The sequence below is a fragment of the Leifsonia sp. RAF41 genome (genome assembly GCF_052114085.1).
GTDB lineage: Bacteria > Actinomycetota > Actinomycetes > Actinomycetales > Microbacteriaceae > Leifsonia.
In genome coordinates, this window is record NZ_JBFREB010000001.1 from 1,251,286 (window position 1) to 1,277,153 (window position 25,868).

General features: G+C 68.3%; 28 protein-coding genes, 1 tRNA gene and 1 other RNA gene. 16 read left to right on the forward strand and 14 right to left on the reverse strand.

Translation table 11 applies throughout. The annotated features are described in order from the left end of the window. The first annotated feature begins 74 nt into the window (after positions 1–74). From murI to AB4Y74_RS05980, 4 genes are all read left to right on the forward strand, one after another. Entirely contained in the window at positions 75–893 is an 819-nt protein-coding gene (gene murI, locus AB4Y74_RS05965; protein ID WP_441798196.1) for a glutamate racemase, read from the forward strand. Positions 894–921: 28 nt separating this feature from the next. Next, positions 922–1,668 carry a ribonuclease PH gene (gene rph / locus AB4Y74_RS05970; RefSeq protein ID WP_441798197.1) on the forward strand — a complete coding sequence of 249 codons (747 nt, stop codon included), beginning with the start codon at positions 922–924 and terminating at the stop codon, positions 1,666–1,668. 2 nt (positions 1,669–1,670) lie between these two features. Next, positions 1,671–2,267 (forward strand): RdgB/HAM1 family non-canonical purine NTP pyrophosphatase, encoded by a 597-nt coding sequence (gene rdgB / locus AB4Y74_RS05975; protein ID WP_441798198.1) that lies wholly within the window; start codon positions 1,671–1,673, stop codon positions 2,265–2,267. A gap of 72 nt (positions 2,268–2,339) precedes the next feature. Beyond that, positions 2,340–3,242 carry a cation diffusion facilitator family transporter gene (locus AB4Y74_RS05980; protein ID WP_441798199.1) on the forward strand — a complete coding sequence of 301 codons (903 nt, stop codon included), beginning with the start codon at positions 2,340–2,342 and terminating at the stop codon, positions 3,240–3,242. A 110-nt stretch (positions 3,243–3,352) separates the two neighbouring features. On the opposite strand, the gene AB4Y74_RS05985 is transcribed toward AB4Y74_RS05980, so the two are convergent. The 4 genes from AB4Y74_RS05985 to AB4Y74_RS06000 form a co-directional block, all read right to left on the reverse strand. Continuing rightward, a complete protein-coding gene (locus AB4Y74_RS05985; protein ID WP_441798200.1) occupies positions 3,353–4,099 on the reverse strand; it encodes a DedA family protein in 747 nt (248 codons plus the stop codon). Positions 4,100–4,226: 127 nt separating this feature from the next. Then, positions 4,227–4,308, reverse strand: a tRNA-Leu gene (locus AB4Y74_RS05990). Between the two features lie 17 nt (positions 4,309–4,325). After that, positions 4,326–5,363, reverse strand: a complete 1,038-nt coding sequence (locus tag AB4Y74_RS05995; protein WP_441798201.1) for an LLM class flavin-dependent oxidoreductase — start codon at positions 5,361–5,363, stop codon at positions 4,326–4,328. A 62-nt stretch (positions 5,364–5,425) separates the two neighbouring features. Continuing rightward, positions 5,426–6,691, reverse strand: coding sequence for an MFS transporter (locus tag AB4Y74_RS06000; protein WP_441798202.1), 1,266 nt, complete (start codon positions 6,689–6,691; stop codon positions 5,426–5,428). A 79-nt stretch (positions 6,692–6,770) separates the two neighbouring features. Between AB4Y74_RS06000 and prfB the strand changes: the two genes are divergently transcribed. The 6 genes from prfB to AB4Y74_RS06030 all read left to right on the forward strand — a co-directional run bounded on the left by prfB (position 6,771) and on the right by AB4Y74_RS06030 (position 12,039). After that, a complete protein-coding gene (gene prfB, locus AB4Y74_RS06005) occupies positions 6,771–7,883 on the forward strand; it encodes a peptide chain release factor 2 (RefSeq protein ID WP_441798203.1) in 1,113 nt (370 codons plus the stop codon). A 154-nt stretch (positions 7,884–8,037) separates the two neighbouring features. After that, the gene (ftsE, locus tag AB4Y74_RS06010; RefSeq protein WP_441798204.1) at positions 8,038–9,093 is read left to right on the forward strand and encodes a cell division ATP-binding protein FtsE; all 1,056 of its coding nucleotides are present in this window, start codon (positions 8,038–8,040) and stop codon (positions 9,091–9,093) included. After that, complete coding sequence (gene ftsX / locus AB4Y74_RS06015; protein WP_441798205.1) at positions 9,090–9,995, forward strand: permease-like cell division protein FtsX; 906 nt, start codon at positions 9,090–9,092, stop codon at positions 9,993–9,995. The genes ftsE and ftsX overlap by 4 nt, the downstream gene beginning before the upstream one ends. An 89-nt stretch (positions 9,996–10,084) precedes the next feature. Further along, positions 10,085–10,561: an SsrA-binding protein SmpB gene (gene smpB, locus AB4Y74_RS06020; RefSeq protein ID WP_441798206.1), complete on the forward strand. Its 477-nt coding sequence runs from the start codon at positions 10,085–10,087 to the stop codon at positions 10,559–10,561. 13 nt (positions 10,562–10,574) lie between these two features. After that, a complete protein-coding gene (locus AB4Y74_RS06025; protein WP_441798207.1) occupies positions 10,575–11,315 on the forward strand; it encodes a tyrosine-protein phosphatase in 741 nt (246 codons plus the stop codon). Between the two features lie 73 nt (positions 11,316–11,388). After that, positions 11,389–12,039, forward strand: coding sequence for a DUF5666 domain-containing protein (locus AB4Y74_RS06030; protein WP_441798208.1), 651 nt, complete (start codon positions 11,389–11,391; stop codon positions 12,037–12,039). On the opposite strand, the gene AB4Y74_RS06035 is transcribed toward AB4Y74_RS06030, so the two are convergent. Continuing rightward, a complete protein-coding gene (locus AB4Y74_RS06035; protein WP_441798209.1) occupies positions 12,040–12,708 on the reverse strand; it encodes an SIMPL domain-containing protein in 669 nt (222 codons plus the stop codon). Positions 12,709–12,836: 128 nt separating this feature from the next. Between AB4Y74_RS06035 and ssrA the strand changes: the two genes are divergently transcribed. Continuing rightward, positions 12,837–13,232: a transfer-messenger RNA gene (ssrA, locus tag AB4Y74_RS06040) on the forward strand. A 58-nt stretch (positions 13,233–13,290) separates the two neighbouring features. Here ssrA and AB4Y74_RS06045 read toward each other — a convergent pair. Then, complete coding sequence (locus AB4Y74_RS06045) at positions 13,291–14,262, reverse strand: GNAT family N-acetyltransferase (protein ID WP_441798210.1); 972 nt, start codon at positions 14,260–14,262, stop codon at positions 13,291–13,293. A 125-nt stretch (positions 14,263–14,387) separates the two neighbouring features. On the opposite strand from AB4Y74_RS06045, the gene AB4Y74_RS06050 reads away from it, so the two are divergent. From AB4Y74_RS06050 to AB4Y74_RS06060, 3 genes are all read left to right on the forward strand, one after another. Beyond that, on the forward strand, positions 14,388–15,791 hold the full coding sequence (locus tag AB4Y74_RS06050) for an MFS transporter (RefSeq protein ID WP_441798211.1): 1,404 nt from the start codon (positions 14,388–14,390) through the stop codon (positions 15,789–15,791). Positions 15,792–15,901: 110 nt separating this feature from the next. Next, positions 15,902–16,798, forward strand: coding sequence for a hypothetical protein (locus tag AB4Y74_RS06055; RefSeq protein ID WP_441798212.1), 897 nt, complete (start codon positions 15,902–15,904; stop codon positions 16,796–16,798). Next, complete coding sequence (locus tag AB4Y74_RS06060; RefSeq protein WP_441798213.1) at positions 16,795–17,808, forward strand: transporter; 1,014 nt, start codon at positions 16,795–16,797, stop codon at positions 17,806–17,808. The genes AB4Y74_RS06055 and AB4Y74_RS06060 overlap by 4 nt, the downstream gene beginning before the upstream one ends. Positions 17,809–17,828: 20 nt before the next feature. On the opposite strand, the gene AB4Y74_RS06065 is transcribed toward AB4Y74_RS06060, so the two are convergent. Beyond that, positions 17,829–18,098 carry a hypothetical protein gene (locus AB4Y74_RS06065; RefSeq protein WP_441798214.1) on the reverse strand — a complete coding sequence of 90 codons (270 nt, stop codon included), beginning with the start codon at positions 18,096–18,098 and terminating at the stop codon, positions 17,829–17,831. 409 nt (positions 18,099–18,507) lie between these two features. On the opposite strand from AB4Y74_RS06065, the gene AB4Y74_RS06070 reads away from it, so the two are divergent. Further along, positions 18,508–18,774 carry a hypothetical protein gene (locus AB4Y74_RS06070; protein ID WP_441798215.1) on the forward strand — a complete coding sequence of 89 codons (267 nt, stop codon included), beginning with the start codon at positions 18,508–18,510 and terminating at the stop codon, positions 18,772–18,774. A gap of 36 nt (positions 18,775–18,810) precedes the next feature. Here the strand turns inward: AB4Y74_RS06070 and AB4Y74_RS06075 are convergent, their stop codons facing one another. The 4 genes from AB4Y74_RS06075 to AB4Y74_RS06090 form a co-directional block, all read right to left on the reverse strand. After that, positions 18,811–19,665, reverse strand: a complete 855-nt coding sequence (locus AB4Y74_RS06075) for a hypothetical protein (protein ID WP_441798216.1) — start codon at positions 19,663–19,665, stop codon at positions 18,811–18,813. Beyond that, a complete protein-coding gene (locus tag AB4Y74_RS06080) occupies positions 19,662–20,300 on the reverse strand; it encodes a SatD family protein (RefSeq protein WP_441798217.1) in 639 nt (212 codons plus the stop codon). Before AB4Y74_RS06080 ends, AB4Y74_RS06075 begins: the two co-directional genes overlap by 4 nt. Before the next feature lie 64 nt (positions 20,301–20,364). Next, positions 20,365–21,207: an alpha/beta fold hydrolase gene (locus AB4Y74_RS06085; protein ID WP_441798218.1), complete on the reverse strand. Its 843-nt coding sequence runs from the start codon at positions 21,205–21,207 to the stop codon at positions 20,365–20,367. Next, on the reverse strand, positions 21,204–22,220 hold the full coding sequence (locus AB4Y74_RS06090; RefSeq protein ID WP_441798219.1) for an adenosine deaminase: 1,017 nt from the start codon (positions 22,218–22,220) through the stop codon (positions 21,204–21,206). Before AB4Y74_RS06090 ends, AB4Y74_RS06085 begins: the two co-directional genes overlap by 4 nt. 81 nt (positions 22,221–22,301) lie before the next feature. On the opposite strand from AB4Y74_RS06090, the gene AB4Y74_RS06095 reads away from it, so the two are divergent. Then, entirely contained in the window at positions 22,302–22,751 is a 450-nt protein-coding gene (locus AB4Y74_RS06095; protein WP_441798220.1) for a DUF2809 domain-containing protein, read from the forward strand. On the opposite strand, the gene AB4Y74_RS06100 is transcribed toward AB4Y74_RS06095, so the two are convergent. From AB4Y74_RS06100 to AB4Y74_RS06110, 3 genes are read right to left on the reverse strand one after another with little or no spacing between them, the layout of a single operon-like run. Continuing rightward, positions 22,654–23,634, reverse strand: a complete 981-nt coding sequence (locus tag AB4Y74_RS06100; protein ID WP_441798221.1) for an NAD(P)H-quinone oxidoreductase — start codon at positions 23,632–23,634, stop codon at positions 22,654–22,656. The two genes, AB4Y74_RS06095 and AB4Y74_RS06100, sit on opposite strands and share 98 nt — an antisense overlap. After that, positions 23,634–24,890, reverse strand: a complete 1,257-nt coding sequence (locus AB4Y74_RS06105; protein ID WP_441798222.1) for an ABC transporter permease — start codon at positions 24,888–24,890, stop codon at positions 23,634–23,636. The genes AB4Y74_RS06100 and AB4Y74_RS06105 overlap by 1 nt, the downstream gene beginning before the upstream one ends. Positions 24,891–24,892: 2 nt before the next feature. Then, a complete protein-coding gene (locus tag AB4Y74_RS06110; protein ID WP_441798223.1) occupies positions 24,893–25,825 on the reverse strand; it encodes an ABC transporter ATP-binding protein in 933 nt (310 codons plus the stop codon). Positions 25,826–25,868 lie beyond the last annotated feature (43 nt).

Below are 25,868 nucleotides of genomic sequence, written 5' to 3' on the forward strand. Positions count from 1 at the left end.
GCCCAGCCTACTCACGCCCGGGATGCGCATCCGTGCGGCCGACCGTGTGGGGTGGCCCGGTAGGCTGGACTGCTGTGACGGATGCGCCGATTGGGATCTTCGACTCGGGTGTCGGCGGGCTGACCGTCGCCCGGGCGATCCGCGATCAGCTGCCCAACGAGTCCCTCCTGTACGTCGGCGACACCGCGCACTCGCCGTACGGACCGAAGTCGATCGCCGACGTGCGCCGCTACTCGCTCGAGGTCCTCGACTTCCTCGTCGAGCAGGGTGTGAAGATGCTCGTCATCGCGTGCAACACCGCATCCTCCGCCATGCTGCGCGATGCGCGCGAGCGTTACGACGTGCCCGTGATCGAGGTCATCCAGCCGGCGGTGCGGCGCGCGGTCGCCGCGACACGCACCGGACGGGTGGGGGTGATCGGCACGGTCGGGACCATCGCGTCCCGCGCCTACGAAGACGCCTTCGCCGCCGCGCCGACTCTGGAGTTGTTCACGCAGGCGTGTCCGCGATTCGTGGAGTTCGTCGAGGCGGGCATCACCAGCGGCGAGGAGGTGCTCGCCGTCACCGCCGAGTACCTGCAGCCCCTGCGCGAAGCGGACGTCGACACGCTCGTCCTCGGGTGCACGCACTACCCGTTCCTCAAGGGAGCGATCTCCTACGTGATGGGGGAGGGCGTCTCGCTCGTCTCCAGCGACACCGAGACCGCCAAGGACGTGTACCGCACGCTCGTCGGCCAGGGAGCGGAGCGGCGCTCGCCGCTGCCCCCCACCCTCCGTTACGAAGCCACCGGCTCCGACGCCGACGGCTTCCTGCGCCTGGCGCACCGCTTCATCGGCCCCGAGGTGTCGCGGGTCGACCTGGTGCAGACCGGCGTCATCGACCTGCCGCTCTGACCATCCCATCCCTATCGAGGAGATCACCGTGACCGACATCACCCGCGCCGACGGGCGCACCCCGGACCAGCTGCGGCCGGTGACCATCGAACGCGGCTGGAGCCGTCAGGCCGAAGGTTCCGCGCTCATCTCCTTCGGGAACACCCGCGTGCTGTGCACCGCCTCCTTCACCAACGGCGTTCCCCGCTGGATGTCCGGAAAAGGCCGTGGCTGGGTCACCGCCGAGTACGCGATGCTGCCGCGCTCGACCAACGACCGGATGGACCGAGAGTCGGTGAAAGGACGCGTGGGCGGACGCACGCACGAGATCAGCCGCCTCGTCGGCCGGAGCCTCCGCGCCGTTGTCGACATGAAGGCGCTCGGCGAGAACACGATCGTGCTCGACTGCGACGTGCTGCAGGCCGACGGCGGCACCCGCACCGCGGCCATCACGGGAGCGTACGTTGCGCTGGCGGACGCACTGGAGTGGGGCCGCGACCACCGCTTCATCGGTCAGAAGGCGACACCGCTGATCGACTCCGTATCGGCCGTCTCGGTGGGCATCATCGACGGCACCCCGATGCTCGACCTCGCCTACGTCGAGGATGTGCGCGCCGAGACCGACATGAACGTCGTCGTGACGGGCCGTGGTCTTTTCGTCGAGGTTCAGGGAACGGCCGAGGGCGCGCCCTTCGACCGCACGGAACTGAACGCGCTGCTCGACCTCGCGCTCGCCGGCACGACCGAGCTCACCGCCATCCAGACGGATACGCTCACCGCGGCCGCGGAGGCCTGAGCGTGGTCCGCGTCGTCCTCGCCACGCACAACGCGCACAAGGCGCGGGAGTTCCAGCAGCTGCTGGGCGGCGAAGTCCCGGGCCTGGAGATCGTCGCCTACGACGGTCCCGAGCCGGTGGAGGACGGCGTGAGCTTCGCGGAGAACGCACTCATCAAGGCGCGCGCCGCGGCAGCGCACACAGGGCTCCCGGCGCTCGCCGACGACTCCGGCATCTGCGTGGATGTGATGGGCGGCGCCCCGGGGATCTTCTCCGCGCGTTGGGCCGGGTCACACGGCGATGCGTCCGCGAACCTCCGGCTGCTCCTCGACCAGCTGGCCGACGTCCCGGAGCCGAACCGGAGCGCCCACTTCACGGCTACCCTCGCCCTGCTGACACCGGACGGCGAGCCGACGGTGGTGGAGGGCGTCTGGCAGGGAAGCATCGCTCGAGAGCCCCGTGGCGAGAACGGTCACGGCTACGACCCCATCTTCGTGCCGGACGGCGGAGACCGGACCGCAGCCCAGCTGACGGCCGAGCAGAAGAACGCGGAGAGCCACCGCGCCAGGGCGCTGACGGCCATCATTCCGGCGCTCCGAGAGCTCGCGGCGCGCAGCTGAGAACGCCACTCATTCCCATCTAGTCGCGGCCTCTGGCGGAGGCGAGCACTTCTATCTACCGTAGAAGGTGAGATGAGTCACGACCACACCCACGGCACCAACCGCAACCGCCTGCTGATCGCCATCGGCATCGTGGCGGCGGTGCTCGTCGTGGAGGTCGTCGGCGCGTGGCTGAGCGGCTCGCTGTCGCTGCTGGCGGACGCCGGCCACATGCTGAGCGACCTCGCCGGCCTGGTGATCGCGCTGATGGCAACCATCGTCGCCGCCCGTCCTGCGACCGACCGCCAGACGTTCGGGTATCGGCGCGCAGAGGTGTTCGGTGCGCTCATCAACGGGCTCATCCTGGTCGTCGTCGCTGTCGTGGTCACCGTCGGCGCAATCGGCCGACTCGTCGGCGGCGAGCCGGAGGTGCACAGCGTTCCGATGCTGATCGTGGCCGTGATCGGGCTGGTCGCCAACCTCGGCGCCCTGCTGCTGCTGCGTCCGGCGGCGGGGCACTCGATCAACATGCGCGGCGCCTACCTGGAGGTGCTCGGCGACCTCGTCGGGTCGGCCACCGTCATCGTGGCGGCCGTCGTCATCCTGACCACCGGCTTCGTGGCGGCCGACGCGATCGCGTCCCTGCTCATCGCCGTACTGATCGTCCCCCGCGCGTTCTCACTGCTCCGGGATGTGGTGCGCGTGCTCAGCGAGGCGGCCCCTGCCGACACCGACGTCGCCGAGATCCGGGACCACATCCTCGGCACACCGGGTGTCGTCGCCGTGCATGACGTGCACGTCTGGGCGATCACCTCCGGTGCGCCCGTGTTCAGCGCGCACGTGGTGTGCGAGCAGTCCGTCTTCCGGTCGGGCGGAACGGGCGCGCTCCTCGACGAGTTGTCGGGCTGCCTGACGAAACACTTCGACGTCGAGCACTCGACGTTCCAGCTGGAGCCCGCGGAGCACGCTGCCCACGAGGACGAGTTCCACCGCTAGGGGTGTGCGTTCGCCAGCGAAGGAGATTCGGCGCTTTCGCGTCCGAATCTCCTTCGAGACTGCTCATCGAAGGAGATTCGGAACCAGATCTCCTTCGTGTGCGGCGGCGGTCAGGCCTCCGGGCGCGACGGCGTCGGCTGCTCGATGGTCGGCTCCGCGGCGGGCGCTTCCCCGGCATCCTGGCCGGCGGCGGCCTGAGCGGCGGCGTTCCTCTTCGCTTTGCGGGACGACTGGACGTAGTGGAACAGCGTCGGGATCAAGGTGATGACGACCGCGCCGATCAGGATGATGTCGATGTAGCTGGAGACGAACTTCGCGACGGGCGGGATGTAGCCGATGAGGAAGCCGAAGTACGTCACGCCGGCGCCCCAGAGGAGCGCGCCCATCGCGTTGTACAGCGAGTACTTGCGGTAGCTCATGTGGCCGACGCCGGCCGCCACCGGCGCGAAGGTGCGGACGATCGGGACGAAGCGGGCGACGATGATCGCGAGGGCTCCGAAGCGCTCGAAGAACTGGTTGGTGCGGCGGACGTTCTCCATCGAGAACAGGCCCGACTCTTTGCGTTCGAAGATCTTGGGGCCGGCCTTGTGGCCGATCAGGTAGCCGACTTCGCCGCCGATGAACGCCGCGAACGAGATGGCCAGGCACACCCACCAGATGTCGACCCCGAAGACGAGGGAGGTGTGGGTCAGCAGGCCGGCGATGATGAGAAGGGTGTCGCCCGGGAACAGGAAGCCGATCAGCAGTCCCGTCTCGGCGAAGATGATGCCGCACACGACGAGCAGCGCCCACGGACCCGCCGACTGGATGATGACGTTCGGGTCGAGCCACGGGATGAGGCCGGCGTGATGGATCACTGTTCTCCAGGAGGATTCGGTGGGAAAGCTGTGCCCGAGTTTAGCGGCGGCAGGCTGTGCGAAGCTGCACGAAGCGTGCGAATCGAGTTCGCGCGGGCAAAGATCATCCTGTGGAGTTAGGGGCCGGTGCGGGAGAAGGGACTCGAACCCTCACGCTGTGAAGCACAGGAACCTAAATCCTGCGTGTCTGCCAATTTCACCACTCCCGCGGCCGCGTCTGGCGCGGCTACGACATTAGCTCATGGACGCGCGGTGCGACTTCGCTCCCGTACAGCTCGATCGAGCGCATGAGGTCGTCGTGCGGCAGGGTGCCGTTGCTCATCTTGATGTCGAAGCGGGTCGCCCCCAGCCCTTTCGCCGCGTACGCGATCTTCTGCGCGACCGTCTCGGGCGAGCCGACGACCAGCGCGCCGTCGGCGCCGGCCTCGTGCTCGAACCGCGCGCGCGACGCGGGCGGCCAGCCGCGCTCGCGTCCGATCCGGTTCGACATCACCTCGTAGTGCGGCCAGAGGATGTCCTTCGCCTCCTGATCCGTCTCCGCGATGAAGCCGGGGGAGTGGATGCCGATCGGCAGCGTCGCATCCTGGCCGAACTGTTCCAGCGCCTTCCGGTAGAGCTCGCTGAGGGGTTGGAAGCGCATCGGGCCTCCGCCGATGATGGCCAGCATGAGCGGGAGTCCGTAGTGCGCGGCGCGCACGACCGACTCCGGGCTGCCTCCGACGCCGATCCACGTCTTCAGCGGTCCGTGCTCGACGTGCGGATAGACGGACTGCTCGGTGAGCGGCGCGCGCAGCTGACCGGTCCAGGTGACGGGCTCCTGCTTCCGGAGCTCGGTGAACAGATTGAGCTTCTCCTCGAACAGCTCCTCGTATTGCGCGAGGTCGAGGCCGAAGAGCGGGAACGACTCGATGAACGATCCCCGACCGAGGATGACCTCGGCGCGGCCGTTCGAGACGCCGTCGAGGGTGGCGAACCGCTGGTAGACGCGCACCGGGTCGTCCGAGCTCAGCACGGTGACGGCCGACCCCAGGTGGATGCGCTCGGTCTGCCCGGCGATCGCCGCCAGCACCACCTCCGGCGCGGATACGGCGAAGTCGGCTCGGTGGTGCTCGCCCACGCCGAAGAAGTCGAGCCCGACGCGGTCGGCGAGCACGCCCTCGGCCACGACGTTGCGGAGCACCTGCGCTTGCGGGAGCGGCGTGCCGTCCGCATCGTGTGTCACGTCGCCGAAAGTGTCGATCCCGAGTTCGATCGTGCCAGCCATGTCATCCTCAATTCATACGTTTGCATGGATACAACCGCAGTTGAGAACGAGGGTATTCCCGATCAGGCCGGGCGGGGCCTGCGCGGTACATAACGCGGGATGTAGCGGGCCAGCATTCCCGCGCCCGCCAGGCCCAGCAGCCCCATCACTCCGCTCGCGAACGAGATCGAGACGAGGGCGGTGAGCAGTGACACGAACAGGGGAGCGGCGGCCTGCCCGGCGTCGGCCGAGAACCGCCACGCGCCGAGGAACGGCGCGGGACGATCCTTCGGTGCGAGGTCCGCCCCGAGTGTCATGACGATGCCCGATCCGATGCCATTCGCCACCGACAGGAACAGCGAGACGCCGACGTACCAGGCGACGGGCGAGGCGAGGTCGTGCGAGAACGCGAGCACGAGGAAGCCGAGCCCCAGGCCGATCATCGAAGGGATGGCGCTCCACATCCGTCCGAAGCGGTCCATGATCTGCCCGCTCGAGTAGAACAGTGCGAAGTCCACCGCTCCGGCGATTCCGATGATGAGTGCGGTGTTCGACTCGCTGATCCCGATGGACACGGCCCACAGCGGGAGCAGGACCGTGCGGGCGGAGCGGACCGCAGCGACGAGCGAGACTCCCGCGCCCATCCGTGCCAGCACCTCCCGGAACGACCAGATGGTGCGGAACAGCCCGTGCGTGCGCTCCTCGGCATCCTCCTCGCCGGCAGTGACGGGCGCGCCGGCCTCGTCGGCGACGCGCTGCGACGGGCCGAACATCTTCTCCGGATCTGGGAGGGTGATCAGCACGATCACCGAGCCGAGGCAGCTGACGATGAAGATCCAGAAGACGGACTGGGTGGATCCGGTGAGGGCGATGACAGCGGACGCGATGAGTGGGCCGATGAACCAGCCGGCGCGGAAGATGCCGCCGAGCGTCGAGAGGGCTCGCGCGCGGTACCGCTGCGGCACATACGTGGTCATGAACGCGTGGCGGGCGAGCGCGAAGACCGCGGTGGCGACCCCCACCACGAAGATGCCGACGGTCAGCACCCAATAGTTCGGCGCGAGCAGGCAGACGACCACGCCGGCGATCGCGACGGCTGCAGCGCCGATCATCGAGGTGCGCTCGCCGAAGCGCGAGACCACCCAGCCGCTGGGGATGTCCCCGGCCAGTTCGCCCAGCATCACCATGGAGGCGATGAAGCCCGCCATGGCGAGCCCGGCCCCCAGATTGCCTGCGGCGACGGGGATGATCGGGATGATCGCCCCCTCTCCGATGGAGAACAGGAGCGTCGGGAGGAAGGCGGCGAGGGCGACGGAGCGGAAACTGAAGGAGCGCTCGTCGGATGTCATGTCCTTAACACCGTACAACTTTCCCCGGCGGAGCCCGTCCGCCCGGGCCCGGTGCCCGCCCGGTAGGCTGGAGGGCGACATGATCGAACTCGACCTCTCCTCCCAGATCGCGGACCTGCGCTCCACTTTTTCCGACATCACTGCGGTGGTGGATGTGCCGCGCCTCCGTTCGCAGATCGCCGACCTCAGCGAGCAGGCGGGCGTCCCCGACCTCTGGGACGACACGGACAACGCGCAGAAGGTCACGAGCGCCCTCAGCCACCGCCAGTCCGAGCTCGCGCGGATCACCGCCATCGAGCGCCGGCTCGACGACCTGGAAGTGCTGGTCGAGCTCGCCAATGAGGCGGAGGACGAGGAGTCCGCCGCCGAGGCTCGAGCCGAGCTCCAGTCGCTGCAGAAGGCGCTCGGCGACCTCGAGGTGCAGACGCTCCTCAGCGGTGAGTACGACGACCGTTCCGCGATCGTCACCATCCGCTCCGGTGCGGGCGGCGACGACGCCACCGACTTCGCCGAGATGCTGATGCGCATGTACCTGCGTTGGGCGGAGCAGCACAAGTACCCCGTGAAGGTCATGGACACCTCGTACGCCGAGGGCGCCGGCATCAAGTCGGCCACCTTCGAGATCGACGCGCCATACGCGTTCGGCACGCTGTCGGTCGAGGCCGGCACTCACCGTCTCGCCCGGATCAGCCCGTTCGGCTCGGCGGACAAGCGCCAGACATCGTTCGCCGCGGTCGAGGTCATCCCGCTGATGGAGGAGGCGACGGCGGTCGAGGTCCCCGAGGGCGACATCCGCGTCGACGTCTTCCGCTCTTCCGGCCCGGGCGGGCAGTCGGTGAACACGACCGACTCGGCCGTCCGGATCACGCACCTCCCGACCGGCATCGTGGTCTCGATGCAGAACGAGAAGTCGCAGATCCAGAACCGCGCCGCCGCCATGCGCGTGCTGCAGACCCGCCTGCTCCTGCTGCAGAAGGAGGAGGAGGCTGCGAAGAAGAAGGAACTCGCCGGCACCATCACCGCCAGCTGGGGCGACCAGATGCGCTCCTACTTCCTCTACGGCCAGCAGCTGGTCAAAGACCTCCGCACCGGCTACGAGTCCGGCAATCCGAGCTCGGTGTTCGACGGAGACCTCGATGGCTTCATCGCCGCGGGCATCCGCTGGCGCGCAGGCAGCAAGTCCGACGACTGAGCATCGGCGTCCGGGTCATACGGCGGAATCCGCTGCGGGAGTGCATCCGACGCATGGGCTTCGCGTAGCGGACGTCCACCTCGCTGTCAGGGTTGCGGCGCTCGGGCATGTCGCTACTGCGGATCGGCGCGCGACTGCCTAGTCTCAGAGGGTCATGATCCGGTTCGAACACGTATCCAAGCAGTACTCGGGCACGACGCGCCCGGCGCTGAACGGCATCAACCTGGAAGTCCTGCGCGGAGAGTTCGTCTTCCTCGTCGGCGCCTCGGGTTCCGGCAAGTCCAGCTGCCTGCGCCTCATCCTCAAGGAGGAGAAGCCGACCAAGGGCAAGATCCACGTTCTGGGTCAGGACCTCGGCTCGATTTCGTCGCGCAAGGTGCCCTACTTCCGCCGCAACATCGGCGTCGTCTTCCAGGACTTCCGGCTGCTCCCCAACAAGACGGTCTTCCAGAACGTCGCATTCACCCTGCAGGTGATCGGGAAGTCGCGCGGCTTCATCCAGGAGGCCGTCCCCGACGTGCTCAAGATGGTCGGACTCGAGGGCAAGGCCCTCCGCCTTCCGCACGAGCTCTCCGGCGGTGAGCAACAGCGCGTCGCGATCGCGCGAGCGGTCGTGAACAAGCCGCAGGTGCTCCTCGCTGACGAGCCCACCGGAAACCTGGACCCGGCCACGAGCGCCGGCATCATGGCCACCCTCGAGCGGATCAATGCCAGCGGCACGACGGTGCTCATGGCCACTCACGAGGCGGCGATCGTCGACCAGATGAAACGCCGCGTGATCGAGCTGGTGAACGGGCAGATCGTCCGCGACGAGCGACACGGCGGCTACGGATTCACCGCGGCGGTACCGATCGCGCAGCCGGTGGAGCGCGACGAGCCGATTACGATCGCGACGCCGGCCTACGCCGGCGGAGTTCCGGCGCAGGCGGCCGCTTCCGCCGAGGCGCCCATGACGCGCCCCCACGCACCGACTTCCGTTCCGACCGCCCCCGTGTCGCTGCCGCAGCAGACCGCTCCGGTCCAGCCGGTGCAGCCCCAGACCGTGCCCGCGCACCACGAGCCCCCGCGGCACCAGCAGGAGCCGGTGCCGCCGGCGCCCGCATCGGAGGAGTTGCCGGAGCACCTGAACTTCACCGCCAACCTCGACCTGAGCGGACTGCGCGAGGGCGCCGACCGCCAGGGCGACCAGAATGTAGGGCCGACGAAATGAGATTCGGACTCATCTGGTCGGAGGTCGGCAACGGCCTCCGCCGCAACCTCTCCATGGTCGTCTCCGTCGTCCTGGTGACCTTCATCTCCCTCACCTTCGTGGGAACCGCCGTGCTGCTGCAGATGCAGATCGGCCAGATGAAGACCTACTGGTACGACCGCGCCCAGGTCGCCGTGTACATGTGCACGCCAACGGACGCCTGCGCGTCCGGCGCCGCGACCGACCAGTCCATCGAGACGGTCAAGAAGCAGCTGGAGTCGCCCGAGCTCGCTCCGTACATCCAGAAGTTCTACTTCCAGGACCAGCAGCAGGGCTACGAGCAGTTCAAGCAGCAGTTCAAGGGCAACCAGATCGCGGACTTCGTCACGCCGGACATGATCCCGCAGACGTTCTGGGTCAACCTGAAGGACCCGAACAACTCGGCCGTGCTGACCGAGACGCTGTCCGGAGCGGCGGGCGTGCAGAGTGTCGTCGACCAGCGGAGCTACCTGGACCAGATCTTCAGCATCCTGAATGCGGCCAGTTACACGGCGATCGGTATCGCCGCCATCATGCTCGTCGCCGCGGTGCTCCTGATCGCCACCACCATCCGGCTCTCCGCCTTCTCGAGACGCCGGGAGATCGGGATCATGCGCCTGGTGGGAGCGTCGAACCGGTTCATCCAGACGCCCTTCATCATCGAGGGTGTGATCGCGGCCCTGATCGGGTCGATCCTGGCCTCGGTCGTGCTGGCCGTCGGCGTGCAGTTCTTCGTGCGCGGGTACCTGAGCGACCGCATCCAGTCGATCAATTTCGTCGGGATGGATCAGGCATGGCTGGTCATCCCGATCCTGATCATCATCGGCGTGCTGCTCGCGGCGGCGTCCGCCAACTTCGCCATCCGGCGCTACCTGCGGGTCTGACGCGACCAGACGCCTCTCGGAGGCGATAGACTGGTCCGCTGCCCGGCATCGTGCCGGGCGGCTTCCACCGTCGATGTCAGGAGTGCGCTGTGCCGAAGGAACGTGGCCAGAAGGTCGTGGCCACCAATCGCCGCGCGCGCCACGACTACACGATCGAGGACACCTTCGAGGCGGGACTGGTGCTCACCGGTACCGAAGTGAAGTCGCTGAGGCTGGGTCGTGCTTCGCTGGTCGACGGCTACGCCTTCGTCGAGGGTGGCGAGGCGTGGCTCGATGCGGTGCACATCCCCGAGTATGCGGACGGCACCTGGAACAATCACGCCCCGCGCCGCAAGCGAAAGCTGCTGCTGCACAAGGCGCAGATCCTGAAGATCGAGAACAAGGTCAAGCAGGGCGGCTACACGATCATCCCGCTGTCGATCTACTTCAACGAGGGTCGGGCCAAGGTCGAGATCGCGGTGGCGAAGGGCAAGCGCGAGTACGACAAGCGCCAGGCACTGCGTGAGCGTCAGGACAACCGCGAGGCGCAGCGCGCCATGTCCACCCAGCGCCACTTGGGGGAGTGACAGACTGGGATCCATGGACTCCACCGCTCAGCGCATCCCGATCGAAGGCACCTATAACTTCCGGGACGTGGGCGGGTACCCGACGGAGGGCGGCGTCACCCGCGAGGGCAAGCTGTACCGGGCCGACGCACTCGGCCGTCTCGGCGAGGCGGGACGGGAGGGACTGCGCGAGCTCGGCATCCGTATCGTCATCGACCTGCGCGACGATTTCGAGGTGCAATCCCTACCGGACGACCTTGCGGGGCTTGACGTGGAGGTGCTGCACCTTCCCGTCTTCGAGGGCTCCGGCGCATCGGCCTCGACGGTCGGCGCGACCATCCTGCACCTGTACGACAAGATCGTCTTCCAGCACACCGAGGTGATCGTCCGGGCGCTGCGCGAGATCGCGGACACCGGCGACGAGCCGGTGGTCGTGCACTGCACGGCCGGCAAGGACCGTACGGGGATCGTGGTCGCGCTCGCCCTCCTGGCTGTCGGCGTCGACCGTCGCACGGTCGTGGACGACTACGCGCTCACCGAGGCGAACCTCCAGGGGCCGTGGCTGGAAGGGATGCTGGAGCTCGTCCGCGGATACGGCGTGGAGGTCACACCCGACCTGCGTATCATCCTCGGCGGGAGTCCGCGTGAAGCTCTCGAGACGACGATCGACAGCATCGAGGAGCGGTACGGAAGCGTCCGCGAGTACCTCCTCGCCGCCGGCCTCGACGAACTGGAGCTGGCGAAACTCCGCTCGGTGCTCGTCGAACCTGCGTGACGCGACCGGATTCTCACCGGACCCATAACCGCCTCCCAGCACGGATGGGGCTCACGGCTGCTTTCATGTGATCATGAGCAACACCCAGCCGACCGAGCCGCTCCTGCCTCGCCAGGAACCGCCGACACCGCCCGGCCCGCCCTATGGCGGGCAGGCTCCTGTCGTTACGCCCGGTGAGCCGTTCTACAAGCGCCACGGGCTGGCGTTCGCCATCTCGACGCTGGTGCTCTCGATCGTCATCCTGCTCGGCATCGTCACGGCAGGCGCCTTCGCGGTGGCCAGCGTGGTCTCGCACGTGGGGGAGCGCGTCATCTCCCGCACCTTCCCACAGCAGCCCGGCGTGCCCGGGATGCCCGGCCTGCCGGGCGACGGCGGCAAGAACGACGGCGGCAAGAACGGCGGCGGCCAGGGTGGCGGTCAGCAGGGCGGGGGACCCCAGCAGGGCCAGGTGCTCGTGCGCGGAACCATCGCATCCGTCGATGGCGACAGCTGGAGCATCGCCCGGCAGAACGGCTCCTCGGTCGACGTGACGGTGAACTCCTCGACCGTCTTCGGCGCGCCGGGCCAGTCGGTGGCCAAGTCCGACTTCGCGCGGGGGGATGAGGTCGTCATCATCGGGACGCGCTCCGACGGCGAGGTGACCGCGACCCGCATCCTGAAGCTGGACTCGTTCCCGACCCGTCCGCCGTCGACACCGGGAGCCCCCGCGACTCCAGGGCCGTGATCAGCCGGCCGAGAAGCGCGCGTGCACCTGGACCGCGATGGTGAGCTCCTCCGGCTTGAGCGCGAGGCTGACGCCCCCGGCGTCTCCGGAGACCGCCCGCGCGAACAGCGGCTGCGGCGGCTGGCCGGGCGCTGAGCTGTCACCGAGCATCCCCGGGTCACTCAGAGCGAGCGGTTTGACGGTGCTGAGACCGAGGCTGGTCGCGTAGACCGTCGCCTTCGCGACGGCGTTCTCCACGGCGCGGCGCCGAGCCTCCTGGGTGAGCGATTGCCGGCGTGCCTCGGTGAGCGACCAGGTCACTCCATCGACGAGGACGCCGTCGAGCAGGGAGACCACACCGACCCAGTCGGAGAGTGCCGTGAGGTCGCTGAACAGCGCGTCGATTCCGACCTCGGCGTGGTGCACCACGTCGAGGCGCTGCCCCTCGCTGCTCCAGGGCCGGTCGCCCCACACACGCAGCTGGTCGGACGACCACTGGACGACAGGCCCGCTCTGCGGATCGTGCAGGTCGCGCAGTTCGCTGGTGAGCGAGATCTGCCGCTGCGTGGTCAGCGCGAGCACCTCATTCCGTACCGGTCCTTCGTAGGAGACCCGCAGTCGCAGGGCGCCCCGCTCAGCAGGATGACGCAGCTCGTATTCGCCCTGAACCGTGATGATCGTGTCGGCCATTCCCCGATGGTGGCATAAACGATGGTGCACCGATGTTGTATGATGAGAAGCTCGCCGCGGAAGCGGTGGGATCTGTATCTGCACAACTCAACAGCGCGTGACAGCGACCCGGCCAGACGGCCGCGCATGGGGATGATCGGTTTCGACATTGTCTGCGTGACTGTGAGAAGCGGGTCGAGGATGCATGGTTATCTCGTTAACGATCCATGCAAAAAAATAAGTGCCAATAACAAGAGCACTGTCTCGGCCAAGGCCGACTTCGCCCTCGCGGCGTAAGTTCACCTCCGCCATTTAAGAGACCGTCAGTCCGGGAATTGTTCCCTACCCGGATCCTGGCGTCAGCTAGGGGACTTGCTTCTGCGTTGAGCATCAGGGCGCAGAGGGACTTCCACTGATACTGGGCCCGTCGGAGTAGATGCCTGTGACAAGCTCCGGGGCCGAGAAAGCGAATTCCACCGGCTACACCCGTAGAAGGCACATGACCACAGCAGTGGACGGGGGTTCAATTCCCCCCATCTCCACCATTCGGTCGCTGTCACGCGTTGCTTGAGATCCGCGTGCGTGGTCACGCCGTGGAGTGCGTCAGAGCTCGATGGAGTAGTGGACCTGGCTATCGTGGGTGACGAACCCAGCCCTCTCGTAGATTCCGAGTTCGGGGCTTGAAGGATCCGCATCTACTCTGACGCTGGCCCGTCCGTAGCGGCGGTTTTGTGCCTCCCGCAGCGTGTGCGAGATCAGGGCTTCGGCCACGCCGCGCTCGTGGTACGCGGGCCGCGTGGCGACGACCCTGAAATAGGCGTCACGGATGCCAGTCGCCGCCGTCTCGGCCTCCCACGAGACGACCAGGAGGGCCCCGGCGGCCATCCCGGTCGCGGCGTCACGCAACAGAAAGCTCAGCTCCGGCTGAAAGCTGGAGTTCACGGCCCATACCTTCCACTCCTCTGCGCTGAGCTGCGACCGGCCCACCTGCTGGGCGGCGTCGTTGCGGACCGCGCGGAACTCCTCATCGGTCTCAGCCGCGTAGCCCTCGATCCGAAGGCCGTCGGGGATAGGAGCGTCCGGAATCGCCGCGCCGAGCGGATGTCTCATGTGCCGGCTCCACTTCGTCGCCGTCATACCGGCAGCACGGTATAGGGCGACCGCGCCGTCGACATGCTCGCCGTAGACGGACTCGACGACCAATTGGAGCGAGGGGTGATGCAGTGCGTGCAGCGCTTCGGCCGTCACCAGCCCGTGCTGCAGGAGCTTCGTCCCCAGTCCCTGGCGGCGATGCGTGGGCCGGACAGCGCCGGCGGCCTGCACCCGGTGGACGATCTCGGCTGTCGGCTTGTAGTGCACCGCCGAGAAGCCGAGCATCGTCGCGCCGTCGAACACGGCAAGAGTGGATGTCGGAAGGTCGTCGACCGGTGACTCCAACTCCTCGGCCGCGTCCTCCACGGTGTACTGCCCCCAGACGTGGTCCTCCGCGTCGATCGCGTTCAGGAGGTCTGCCATCGCCGCGCTGTCGGTCACAGCCAGCGGACGCCAAACGAGGTTCTGCGACTCGACAGTCATGGTCGCAACCCTACAGAGCGCGGTCAGGGCTGCTATCACGCCATTCATCCAGCTCTATCTCCTGTCGCTGCCGATCTCTGATCGCCCTCTAGCCAACTCCCGACCCGCGAAGTTACCTTCGGGCGATGAGCACCGCAGCGGTTCGGACGGTCGCCGGGTGGACCCTCGTGCCCCTGGCCCTCGCACAGTTCATCTGCTCGTTCGCGGGCTCGAACATGAACGTCATGCTCAACGACATGAGCAGGGACCTGGGCACGACGGTCGCGGGCATCCAGCTTTCGATCACGCTGTTCCTGCTGACGATGGCCGCGCTGATGGTCCCGTTCGGGAAACTGACCGACAACCTCGGCCGCAAGACCTGCTTCCTCCTGGGGCTCGGCATTTACGGCCTCGGCGCCGTGCTCAGTGCGTTGGCGCCGGGTCTCGGCCTGCTCATCCTCGGCAACTCGATCCTCGAAGGCGCCGGGACCGCGCTCCTCATCCCTCCGGTGTACATCCTGGTGACCCTGTACTGGAAAGACCTCCAGAGCCGGGCCCGCTCGTTCGGCCTGGTGAGCGCTGCGGGAGGCATCGGTGCGGCGATGGGCCCGCTGATCGGCGGGTGGATCTGCAGCGCCATCAGCTGGCGCGCCGCGTTCGTCTTCCAAGCGCTGATCATCGTGGTCATCATCGTGTTCGCCTTGAGCCTGAAGGACCCGCTGCCCGCCGATCCGGGGCGCCCGTACGACGTCATCGGGGCCGTGCTGTCGGGTGCCGGGCTGGTGGTCTTCGTCGCGGGCATCCTCCTCATCGACAGCAACGCGGTCGTGGCCGTGCTGCTTCTCGTGGCGGGAGCCGGGATCATCGCGGGATTCTTCGCCTGGATCCGGCGACTCGAGCGCCGCAAGCGGGAACCGCTGCTGTCGACCGCGCTCTTCGCCGACCGGACCTCGAATCTGGGCCTCGTGACCCAGAACTTCCAATGGCTGCTGCTGATGGGGATCTCGTTCCTCGTCTCGAGCCATCTGCAGGTGGTCAGGCACTACGACGCGGTCCAGACGGGCGTCATCTTCACGGCGGCGACGGTCGGCATCCTCGCCTCGTCGCTTGCGGCGGGTCGCCTGGTGCGTTTCATCGCGCAGCGCACTTTGATCCTTGTCGGGTTCGTTCTGACCGCGATCGGGACCGTGCTGCTCCTGCTCGTCGGCGCGGTGCCGGGCGGCTGGCCGTTCGTCCCCGGCCTCCTCGTCATCGGCCTCGGCGTAGGGGTCATGCTGACGCCCAGCGTCAATGTGGTGCAGTCCGCGTTCCCGGAAGCGCAACAGGGGGAGATCTCCGGGTTGTCGCGGAGCGTGTCGAACCTGGGCTCGAGCTTCGGCACCGCCATCGTCGGCACGGTGCTGGGCTTCGGCGTCGGCCAACGCGCAGGAGGGTATGTCCTGGCGATGGCGGTCCTGGTGGTCGTAGCCGTCGCGGGCGTCGTTGTGTCCGGGTTGCTCCCGCGCGTCGCCGCCCCTTCCCGAAGTGGTGCTGTCCAGCCGAACAGCTGACGTCGGTCCCCATCGCGCTGTCTTGCCACGGCGCATGTCGCCGGAATACCGTGTCGCGCAAAACGACTCGCGACTGTTCGTGTGATGCACGCAGCGCTCTGGGGGTTCCCGTGTCCGTTTCATCAGAAGGCAAGCGTTCGGCGGAGGAGAAGCCGGTCGAAGAGGAGGCCGCTCGAGCCCTCGACCAGGCGTTCGACTATGAACTGAGGAAGTCGCGAACGTCCTACCTCCGGGCTTCGCGTCGCGCGGAGCAGGTGGCCGAGACGCTGATCGGCGTCGACGAACGATTCCGCGAGCTGACGACCGCCATCGGCCGGCTGGAAGCTCCCGTCGCCATACAGCGGGAGGTGAATCCCTCACCGGGTGAGCTGCACACGCTGAGCCTGGTCACGGCCGGCAGCACCGACCGGCTGTTCTTCGCGGGCCCTCCGTACGACACGACCTGGACGACGTTCCAGCCGCCTGGCGCCGCAGGCACTGCGGCGCGAGGACCGAGCGTATACAAGCAGTACGGCAGCATGTTCATCGACCTGACCGAAACGTACGTCGACCGGCCGGTGGCCGAGGGCGGCTGGATGTACGCGGGCGCCGGGGTCGGACTGTGGTTCAAGCCGAAGGCGCCTTCGACGTACGTGCGGGTGTCCGGGCTGGTGGAGTACGACTACGACTGGGCTGACAGCTCCAGCCTGCAAGTCGCCCACAACCGCGCCCAGCTCTGCGTGATGGTCCAGCACCGCCGTGGCCCGGGCGACATGGAGACGATCCTCGACACGCGGGACCAGCTGTGGTCGGACGGCACCTCCTGGTACGAGGACCACAGCGACAGCGGGGGAGGCTACTGGCCGAATCAGAACTACTTTTGGGGGACCAGCAGCGACTGGTACCTGGTCTGGTTCTGGATGAACGGCGGCATCGACTTCTCCACCAAAGACACCTTCGGGTCGAGCAAGGCGTTCCAGGCGTGGCACGCCAAGGTGCCGTTCATGGTGTTCGAGCAGTGGGCGTGAGGCGGTCTTCTGATAAGCGGACGGCGCAGCGCATCCCGCTGAACACCCTCGCGATCGCCTTCGGGCTCGCCGGGCTCGCGGGTGTCTGGACCACGGCCGGTCGCCTCTTCGGCCTGCCCGATGCCATCGGGCAGGTCCTCTGGGCGGGCGTCCTGGTCGCCTGGCTGTGGCTGATCGTCGCTCACCTCCGCCGCGGTGCGCGGAGTGCCGAATCCCTGGGCGCCCAGCTGCGGCATCCGGCGCAGGGGCCCATCGCCGCGTTGGTCCCGGTGGTGGGGATGCTGATCGGAGCGGACCTGTATCGGTTCGTACCCGTCGCGGGTGCCATCGTGGTGATTGCCTCGTTGATCGCGGCCGCGCTCTTCGCCGGGTGGATCCTCGCTTTCTGGCATGCTGGCAGCCTCCCGCCGGAGGCGTTCCACGGCGGCTACCTGCTGCCGACCGTCGCTGCGGGACTGATCGGAGCGACGACGTCGTTCCGGATCGGCCTTCCCGGCGTCGCGATAGCCGCCTTCGCCGTCGGCGTGTTCTTCTGGATCGTGATCTCGACTGTTCTGCTCGCGCGCCTGGCGTTCTTCCCTCCGCTCCCCGCGGCCCTGACGCCGACGTGCGCGATCCTGCTTGCGCCGCCGGCCGTCGCCGGGACCGCCTGGTTCACTATCAACGGTGAGCGGGCGGACGTCGTGTCGACGGCCCTCCTCGGACTGCTGGTCCTCATGGCACTGCAGCAGCTCGCCCTCATCCCGCGCTACCGGGTGCTGCCGTTCTCGCTGGGATTCTGGTCCTTCACGTTCCCGCTGGCGGCCGCCGGCGGCTACGGGATCGAGTGGCTGGCGGTGGCGGGCTTCGCCGGCTGGCAGGTCGTCGCCTGGGTCGTCGTCGCGCTGGTCACGGTCGTGATCGTGGCGGTCGGCGTGCGGTCACTACTGCTGATCACCAGCGTCAAGCTCGGCGTCCGCCGTGCGGAGAACGTCCTGCGTCGTGCGGACGACCTCGTCGAGCGGCGCTGACCCGCGAACGCCCAGTGGCGTCACTTGTCCGGCTTGTAGCCGCTGGTCGCCTGCTCGTAGCTCGTGTGCGGGCGTTTGGGATACGAGATGGCGGGCGGGGGGACATCCGTGTGCTCGAGCGCGTTGAGCACGAGCTGCTCTACGAGACGCGCCGCGGTCGTATTCCGCCGCCGCGCGATGCGGACGAGCGCTGCGTACTCCGGTTCGCCCAGATGGATCCGTAGCGGAATCCCTCCGGGCGCATGGCCGGGCCCCAGCGTCGTGCCTCCGATGTGCTCCGCGTCGCTCATGGCCGCATTGTCCAGCATCAACGGTGCCGTCGGATAGACGGCATTTCGACACCGGGGCCAAATCCACAAAGTCGCAGAAGTGTGTGTTGCCGTGGCGCCTCCCGGGGGTGCATCATGCGGGCGAGATCAACAAAGCGATGCGCAGGACCCGGGACATTTTCGGCACCCGGGGGATCCGTCGCCTCGCGCCGGTCGGCTCGCGGGGGTGGGCCGGCCGGCTTCCCCACGGGCCGGTGAGCGCCGGAACGTACCTGCGTGGAAAGGCGGCTCCCATGTCCCAAGTGCGGACGACGACCCGGCGCAGCCCGGGGTCCATCGTGATGGTCGCCATCGACGCTCTCGTGATCGACGGGGTCACCGTGCACGGGCGCGAATTGCGCTCGTAACGCCGGTGTTCGGGGGTGGGGAGATGAGCGAGCAGACGTTTCTCGCTCTGCTCCTCTACCCCGACGAGTCGAGGGATGCGTTCAGCGTGCGCCTGCCGCTCGAGGGAGCGAGGCCGCCGGGGCTGCTGCGCACCTCCGCAACGTTCGAGGGCGCGCAGGCGGTCGAAGTCTTCCGGCTGGCGGACGCCAGCTCGTGGCCGGAGGTGGCGGCGTTCCTCTACGAGGAGACCCTTCCGGGCACCGTGAAGGACGGCGGTGTCGTTGAACAGGTTTCCCTGCCGGACGATTGATCTCGGTTCCGCGATTTCGCTTATAGTCCGGAGATATCAGCTGATTCGTTGCGTCACCAGATAGGCGACCATGATGCCGGCGATCGTCCAGCTGACCAGGCTGCCGATCAGGAACTCTTCCGCCTTCGACCCCCGTCGGCCGTCTGCGCTGATCTCCGGGAAGCGGACGATTCCCTTCGCAGCGAGCAGGCCGACGATGACGGCCTCGGCCCCGAACAGGGCCAGGGCGACGATCAGGATGCGTTCGAGCGGTCCGATCACGCGCCCACCGCGCAGCGCTGGGGCGGTGCCGGTCGCCGCGTCAGCCGCCGCGCCGGCACCCGTGTCCTCGACGACGGACGCGAGCTCCCGCGAGCGGAAGGCGACGCTCCACCGCCGCTGCGGCGCGACGTCCCGCGGCGCATCCGTCGTCATCGTCCGCCCGAATGCCGCGCGGCAGATCACGTTGGCCGTTCGGGTGAGGACCAGAACGGTCGCGACCACCGCGACGACCAACGAGAGGGACAGGGGGAGGCCGGCGCTCGCCGCGTAATCCGCGAACGCCCGGGCGGCTTCGGCATCCCCGACCGTGGGGCGCTCGGCGACCACGGTGACGGCGACCAGGGGAACGGCGAGGATCGCCGCCGTCAGGAACGCGACGTGCCCGCGACCGTGGAGAAACCGGGATTCGGCCCAGAGCCACACCAAACCCGACAGCGCAAGGGCGGCCGCCCACACCGCAGGCGTGCCCGCGACGAGCCAGCCGGCAGCGGGAACCGCCAGAGCAGCAACAAGAGCGCCCCAGCGGCCCGGGACGCGTCGTGCAGAGGCGCGCCCCGGGACACGCAATTTCGCCAGTCCGATGACGACGTCGATCGCCGCAAGGGTGAGGAGCAGGATGGCCGAGATCACGTCGGCACCACCTCCGAGAAGAGTTCGATGCCGGCCGCGAGCGCGATCGCTCCTGACCGGTGAAGCGTCTGGGAGACAGCCGACTGGGCGATTCGCTCCTCGTGGGCGAGCTCGGTCTGCGTCCGGCCTTCGAGCAGTCCTGCCGCGAGTCGCCGTTCGCGGGCCTTCATCCGGGCGATGGTGTGGTCGCGCTGGAGCAGCAGGGCAGCCACGGCGGCGGTGAGTAGAGCGTCTTCGGCGACGAACCAGGTGCGGACGGACGGTTGCCCGCGATCCTGGAGCCGGTGCGCTGTGACGATCGCCTCCCTGGCGCGCCACCAGGCCGAGCCGTCCTGAATCGTGTTGCCGTCGGGCCCCGGCTCGATCTCGGTCGCTTCGCCCATGCCGAGTCCGAAGCGGCAGTCGAGCCCCTCGGGCAGGTTCAGGCGCACCAGCGCCGTGGCCCCCAGCGCGGAAGCAAGGTCTGGGTAGCGTGCCTGAAACTCGTCGCCGACGGTCGCCCACAGCGGCTGCTCCGGGGGGAAGCGCAGGTCGGCGCGCGCGAAGACGGCGCGCATCTCATCCTGAGCGGCGGATCTGCTGGAGAGGTTCCGCGAGCCCACGATGTCGGCGATGAGTGCGACGGTGAACGTCATGTCACCACGATATCGCTTATATCCCAAAAATATAAGCGAATTTGCGGAGCTCTTCGGATATGGCTCATCGCAGCGCCCGCATCCAGTCCAGCGTGACCCCGAGCACCGTCAGCACGGACACGTGTCCCTCGCGCGGACGCATCCACAGTTCGGCCTCGGGCAGGCGCTCGAGCATGGCGGCGGCATGCGGAGCAGGCACCACCCGGTCGGCTCCTCCCTGAACGAGGAGGGCAGGCGTGCGAACCGCCCCGAGGTCAACACCCCAGGGGGAGACGTACGCGAGATCGTCGTCGGCTTCTCCGGCAGGGCCCTCCGCTGATCCTCTGCCCGCGTCGGCTCCGAGGGCACCCCATACGCCGTTCAGCGTCTCGTAGTCGCGCGCCGTGAACGAGTCGGGGTCGAACTCGGCGGTCTCCGCGTAGGCCAGGCGCGCTTCGCGACCGGCGAGGGCGGCCCGCAGCCCGCCCGGGGCGGCCATCCCCGAGAACCAGTCGGGGGAGTTGTCGAAGGGGGCGATCCCGGCGAGCGTCACGACGGCTGTGGCGCGCTCGCCGGCCAGAGCGGCGAGGGCGAGGGCGTGCGGTCCGCCGCCCGAGGCGCCCATGGTCGAGAAACGGTCCACGCCGAGCGCATCGAGGACGGCGAGCACGTCCCCGGCGGCATCCGCCACTGACCGGCCGGGCAGCGTGTCCGACCCGGGGTAGCCGGGCCGCGCCACCGAGACGACACGGAGTCCGCGCGCCGCGGCCTCCGCCGCCACCGGATCGATCACGGCGCCGGTCTGCGGGGTGCCGTGGTGCCACACGAGCACGGGCGCATCGAGCACGGGCGCATCCGCCGCACCCCCGGTGTCGAAGTACCGCACTGATCGGCCGCCGGCCGTGCGGAACTGCTGCGGCACGGTCACGGCCGCCACCCCTCCAGCTCGGCCAGCAGTGCCCGCTTCCGCTCGGGGGAAGCGAATGAGCCTTCGATCGAGGTGCGCGCGAGCCGGCGGGCCTGCTCTTCGGTCAGACCGAGCGCATCCCGGACCGCCGTGAAGTTCTGGCCCGCGTAGCCGCCGAAGTAGGCCGGGTCGTCGGAGTTCACGGTCACCGCCACTCCCGCAGCATCCAGCCGGAGCAGTGGATGGTCGCGGAGGTCCGGAGTGGCCTGCAGCCGCACGTTCGAGAGCGGGCACACCGTGAGCGGGATGCGCTCCTCAGCCAGCCGTGCGACGAGCTCGGCGTCTTCGATCGAGCGGATGCCGTGATCGATCCGCTCGACGTGCAGCAGGTCGAGCGCCTCCCAGACATACGCGGGCGGGCCCTCTTCGCCGGCGTGGGCGACGGAATGCAGGCCGGCGGCGCGGGCCCGTGCGTAGACGCTCTCGAACAGCGACGGCGGGTAGCCGACCTCGGCGGAGTCGAGCCCGACGCCGATGATCCGGTCCATGCGGGCGAGCCCAGCGGTCAGTGCTTCGTCGGCGGAGGCGACCGGCTGATCGCGCAGGAAGCACAGGATGAGCGCCCCGCTCATCCCGAAGTCGCGCTCGGCCTCGTCGAGGGCGTCGCCGATCCCGTCGACCACGTCGTCGAACGCGACGCCGCGCGCGGTGTGCGCCTGAGGATCGAAGAACAGCTCGACATGGCGGACGCCCTGGGCGTGCGCCCGGCGCAGATAGCGACGCGTCAATTCGGCGAAATCGCCGCGGGTCAGCAGGACGGCCATGGTCGCGTAGTAGAGGTCGAGGAACGACTGCAGGTCGTCGAAGTCGTACTGCGCCGATAACTCCTCGACCGTGGCGTACGGCATGTCCACGCCGTTGCGTGCGGCCAGCTCGAACGCGAGTTCCGGCTCCAGGGTGCCCTCGATGTGGAGGTGGAGCTCGGCTTTGGGAAGGGCGAGCAGGGCTTCGTCGGTGAGGGCGCCGGTGGTCATGGCTACGATCCTCCCACCGACGGACGACTCTGCGTCGCAGGACGGACGCGCGGGTGACCTGGGTGGCCGTAGCGTCGCAGAATGACCCGCCGTCGCATCCTCCTCGCCGTCGTCGCCGTCGCACTCGTGGTGAGCGGCCTGACGCTGGCCCGGCTGACGGCCGGCGCGGGCTGGACCTTCGTGGGCGACGCGCTGTACGCCGCGCTGCTGTACGTCGTCGTTGCCGCCATCTCGCCGCAGGCGCCGGAACGCACGGTCTCCGTGCTCGCGTTCACCGCGTGCGCCGTGATCGAGGTGTTCCAGCTGAGCGGCATCCCCGCCCGGCTCGCGCAGACGCTTCCGGTTGCCGCGCTCGTCCTCGGCACGACGTTCCAGTGGACGGACCTCCTCGCGTACGCGCTGGGTGCCGCCGCAGCGGGGGTGGTGGATGCGGTCAGCCGACGCGCAACAGGATCTTCCCGCGGTGCGCCGACGACTCCATCCGGCGGTGCGCGGCGGATGCGTCCTCCAGCGGGAACACCGAGTCGATGACCGGGCGGACGCGGCCCTCAGCCAACAGCGGCCAGACGTGCTCGCGCACCGCGGCGATGATCCCGACCCGCTCGGCGAGCGGACGCGCCCGCAGGGTCGTGCCGTAGAGGGATGCCCGCTTGCGCATCAGCAGACCCATGTCGACGGTGGCCGGTTCGCGGTCGCGGACGGCGATCGACAGGATGCGGCCGCCGGTCGCCAGGGCTTCCAGGTCGCGCGCGATGTACGCGCCGCCGACGATATCGAGGACCACGTCGGCACCGCGGCCGTCGGTGAAGGCGCGGACAGCCTCCACGAAGTCCTGCTCCCGGTAGTTCACCGCGGCGTGCGCGCCGACCTCGCGGCAGAAGGACGCTTTATCGTCGCTGCCCGCCGTAGCGATGACATTCGCTCCGAGTGCTCGTCCGAGCTGGATGGCCATCGTGCCGATGCCACTGGAGCCGCCGTGGACCAGCAGCGCCTCGCCGGCGGTGAGCCTGCCGAGGTCGAAGACGTTCGACCACACGGTCGCGGCTACCTCGGGGAGGCCGGCGGCCTCGACCAGGTCCACGGTCTCAGGGATCGGGAGGACGAGCCCGGCGTCGACGGTCACCAGCTCGGCGTAGCCGCCACCGGGGAGCAACGCGCAGACGCGGTCGCCGGGCCGCCACCCGTTCACTGCCGTCCCGACCGCGTCGATCGTGCCCGAGACTTCGAGCCCCGGCCACTCGGGGGCCCCGGCCGGCGGCGGGTAGAACCCCCGCCGCTGGCTGAGGTCGGCTCCGTTCAGCCCGGCGGCCGCGACCCGGATGCGGACGTCGTGCTCGGCCGGCACCGGATCCGGACGGTTGCCGAGCTCGAGGACGTCCGCGTCTCCCGGCTGCGATACGAGGACAACGCGCATCAGGAGCGGCCCACTCGCTGCGGGGGCTCGCTGCGGTCGGAGCGGCGGCTGAGCACATCCCGCACCTTCACCTTGTTGGTGTACTCGATGGAGCCGTAGCGGAACAGCCGCACGGCGATCCTCAGCACCACGTAGGCCAGCACGAACAGCTCGACGATGATAATGATCGCCTGCCAGAGAGGGAGTGAGCCGAACGCGTTCAGGATCAGCGCCGTGATCGGCGCCGTGTACGGGAAGTACGCCAGCAGCTGCACGATCGGTGACTGCGGTGAACTGATCGCGAAACCGGAGGCGTAGAGCGGGATGACGACGGCGAAGATGACGATGGAGAACACGGGGGCCGCGTCCTTCGCCGTCGGCATGACCGCGCCGACCGCCACCAGGGTGCCGGTGAACAGAGCGAAGCCGCCGATCAGGATGAGAGTGCCGACGATCATCTTCTGCGGGTCGAAGACGAGCCCCGTCAGATCGAGGCTCGGGATCTGCAGCTGATCACGGAAGAACAGGTACCCGATGACCATGGGCAGCGCGAAGACAGCGAGCTGGATGATCCCGATGGCGAACAGCGAGATCACCTTGCCGAGCAGCAGGTTGGTCGGGTTGATCGTCGTCAGGATCATCTCCGTGACGCGGTTCTCCTTCTCTTCCAGCGTCGAGTTCAGCATCTGGTTGCCGAGGAACACGATGACGATGAAGAACGCCGCCAGGAAGAGCAGGGCGGGCAGGATCGCCTCGAAGCCGGGCGCGACCTTTCCGTTCGCGAACGTCGTCGTGTTCGTCTTCACGTCGCCGCGGAGCACGGAGACCGTGACCGGGTCGTCGAGCGACTTCTCGACGCTGGTCGACAGCAGCGACTCCGCCACTGCGGAGTACTTGTTGTTCTGGAACACCCCGGCGTCCTCGCCGTACACGCGGATCGTCTGCTTCGCGGGATCCGCCGGGTACGCGAAGTAGGCCGCCGTGCCGCCGATCTGCACTTCCTCGACACCCTCCGCGTCCGAGCTGATCTCGGTGCCGCCGTACTGCTTGGCGATGGCCGGATCCACGAGCTTCGAGGCGTCCGAGTACAGGAACTCGAACCGCGCATTCTTCTGCTGGTCGGCGGTGTTCGAGGTGGACACGTTGGATGCGATGATGAGGCCGCCCAGGCCGAAGACCAGGATCGGGAGGATCAGCGTCACCGCCCAGAACCGGCGCTTCGTGATGGTGCGGCGGAACTCGAAACCGATGACGGTGCTGAGGTTGTGACGGGCCACGGTCAGTCCTCCTGGCTCTCGGCGCCGTAGACCTCGACGAAGATGTCGTCGAGGGATTTGCGGGTGGGGGCGAAGCGCGACACGCGGACGCCCGCATCCATCAGCTCACGCAGGACAGTGGCTGAGTCGGCGCCGTCGGCGAGCTCCAGCTGCGCATGCCCGGCCGCGTCGGAGAGCAGCCGGTACGCGGGGGAGGAGGGGATCGGGCCCTCGTGGTCGACGTGCACGATCGTGCCGCCGAACTGCTCCTGCACCTGCTCGACCGTTCCGTAGGCGCGTGCCATGCCGTCCTTCAGCAGGATGACGCGGTCGCAGAGGCGTTCGACCTCCTCCATCTGGTGCGTCACCATCATCACGGTGGAGCCCGCCCGCTTCTGGTCGTCGATGATGTCCATCAGCAGGCGCCGGTTGACCGGGTCGAAACCCTTGGTCGGCTCGTCGAGGATCAGCAGCTCCGGTTGGTTCATGATCGTGACACCCAGCTGCACCTTCTGCTGCTGGCCACCGGAAAGCTTGTCCAGGCGGACCTTCTCTTTGTCGCCGATCCCCACGCGTTCGAGGTATTCGCGCGACCACCGTCTGGCCTGCTCGGCGCCGAGCCCCTTCAACCGGCCGAAGTAGACCATGACATCGATCACCGACTCCTTCTTGTAGAGTCCGCGCTCCTCTGGCAGGTAGCCGAGCCGCTCACCGGCTTCCGGGCTGAACGCCCGGCCGTCGATGTGAAGTACGCCGGCCGTCGGCTGGTAGATGCCGAGCAGCGCCCGGATGGTGGTCGTCTTCCCGGAGCCGTTGCTGCCGAGGAAGCCGAAGGTCTCGCCGCGCTCGATGTCGAAGGACAGGTCGCGGATCACCGTGGTGCGGCCGAAGTCCATACGGAAGTTCGCGATGTGGACCAGCGGCTCCGCCGTCGTCGAGGGTGTCGGTGCGCTCACCCGATTCAGCCTAGGGGCAGAGGTGCCCGCACGGGAGGACCAG

Excerpts from the sequence above, each read along its gene's own strand:
- AB4Y74_RS06070 (WP_441798215.1), top strand. The coding sequence starts at position 18,508 with ATGAGCGAGCAGACGTTTCTCGCTCTGCTCCTCTACCCCGACGAGTCG.
- AB4Y74_RS06035 (WP_441798209.1), bottom strand. The coding sequence starts at position 12,708 with ATGGCCGACACGATCATCACGGTTCAGGGCGAATACGAGCTGCGTCAT.
- AB4Y74_RS06100 (WP_441798221.1), bottom strand. The coding sequence starts at position 23,634 with ATGCGCGTTGTCCTCGTATCGCAGCCGGGAGACGCGGACGTCCTCGAG.
- AB4Y74_RS06090 (WP_441798219.1), bottom strand. The coding sequence starts at position 22,220 with ATGACCACCGGCGCCCTCACCGACGAAGCCCTGCTCGCCCTTCCCAAA.
- ftsX (WP_441798205.1), top strand. The coding sequence starts at position 9,090 with ATGAGATTCGGACTCATCTGGTCGGAGGTCGGCAACGGCCTCCGCCGC.
- AB4Y74_RS06045 (WP_441798210.1), bottom strand. The coding sequence starts at position 14,262 with ATGACTGTCGAGTCGCAGAACCTCGTTTGGCGTCCGCTGGCTGTGACC.
- AB4Y74_RS06080 (WP_441798217.1), bottom strand. The coding sequence starts at position 20,300 with ATGACGTTCACCGTCGCACTCATCGCCGACATCGTGGGCTCGCGGAAC.
- AB4Y74_RS06030 (WP_441798208.1), top strand. The coding sequence starts at position 11,389 with ATGAGCAACACCCAGCCGACCGAGCCGCTCCTGCCTCGCCAGGAACCG.
- AB4Y74_RS06025 (WP_441798207.1), top strand. The coding sequence starts at position 10,575 with ATGGACTCCACCGCTCAGCGCATCCCGATCGAAGGCACCTATAACTTC.
- AB4Y74_RS06050 (WP_441798211.1), top strand. The coding sequence starts at position 14,388 with ATGAGCACCGCAGCGGTTCGGACGGTCGCCGGGTGGACCCTCGTGCCC.
- prfB (WP_441798203.1), top strand. The coding sequence starts at position 6,771 with ATGATCGAACTCGACCTCTCCTCCCAGATCGCGGACCTGCGCTCCACT.
- AB4Y74_RS05995 (WP_441798201.1), bottom strand. The coding sequence starts at position 5,363 with ATGGCTGGCACGATCGAACTCGGGATCGACACTTTCGGCGACGTGACA.
- ftsE (WP_441798204.1), top strand. The coding sequence starts at position 8,038 with ATGATCCGGTTCGAACACGTATCCAAGCAGTACTCGGGCACGACGCGC.
- AB4Y74_RS06000 (WP_441798202.1), bottom strand. The coding sequence starts at position 6,691 with ATGACATCCGACGAGCGCTCCTTCAGTTTCCGCTCCGTCGCCCTCGCC.
- AB4Y74_RS06095 (WP_441798220.1), top strand. The coding sequence starts at position 22,302 with ATGACCCGCCGTCGCATCCTCCTCGCCGTCGTCGCCGTCGCACTCGTG.
- AB4Y74_RS06065 (WP_441798214.1), bottom strand. The coding sequence starts at position 18,098 with ATGAGCGACGCGGAGCACATCGGAGGCACGACGCTGGGGCCCGGCCAT.
- AB4Y74_RS05980 (WP_441798199.1), top strand. The coding sequence starts at position 2,340 with ATGAGTCACGACCACACCCACGGCACCAACCGCAACCGCCTGCTGATC.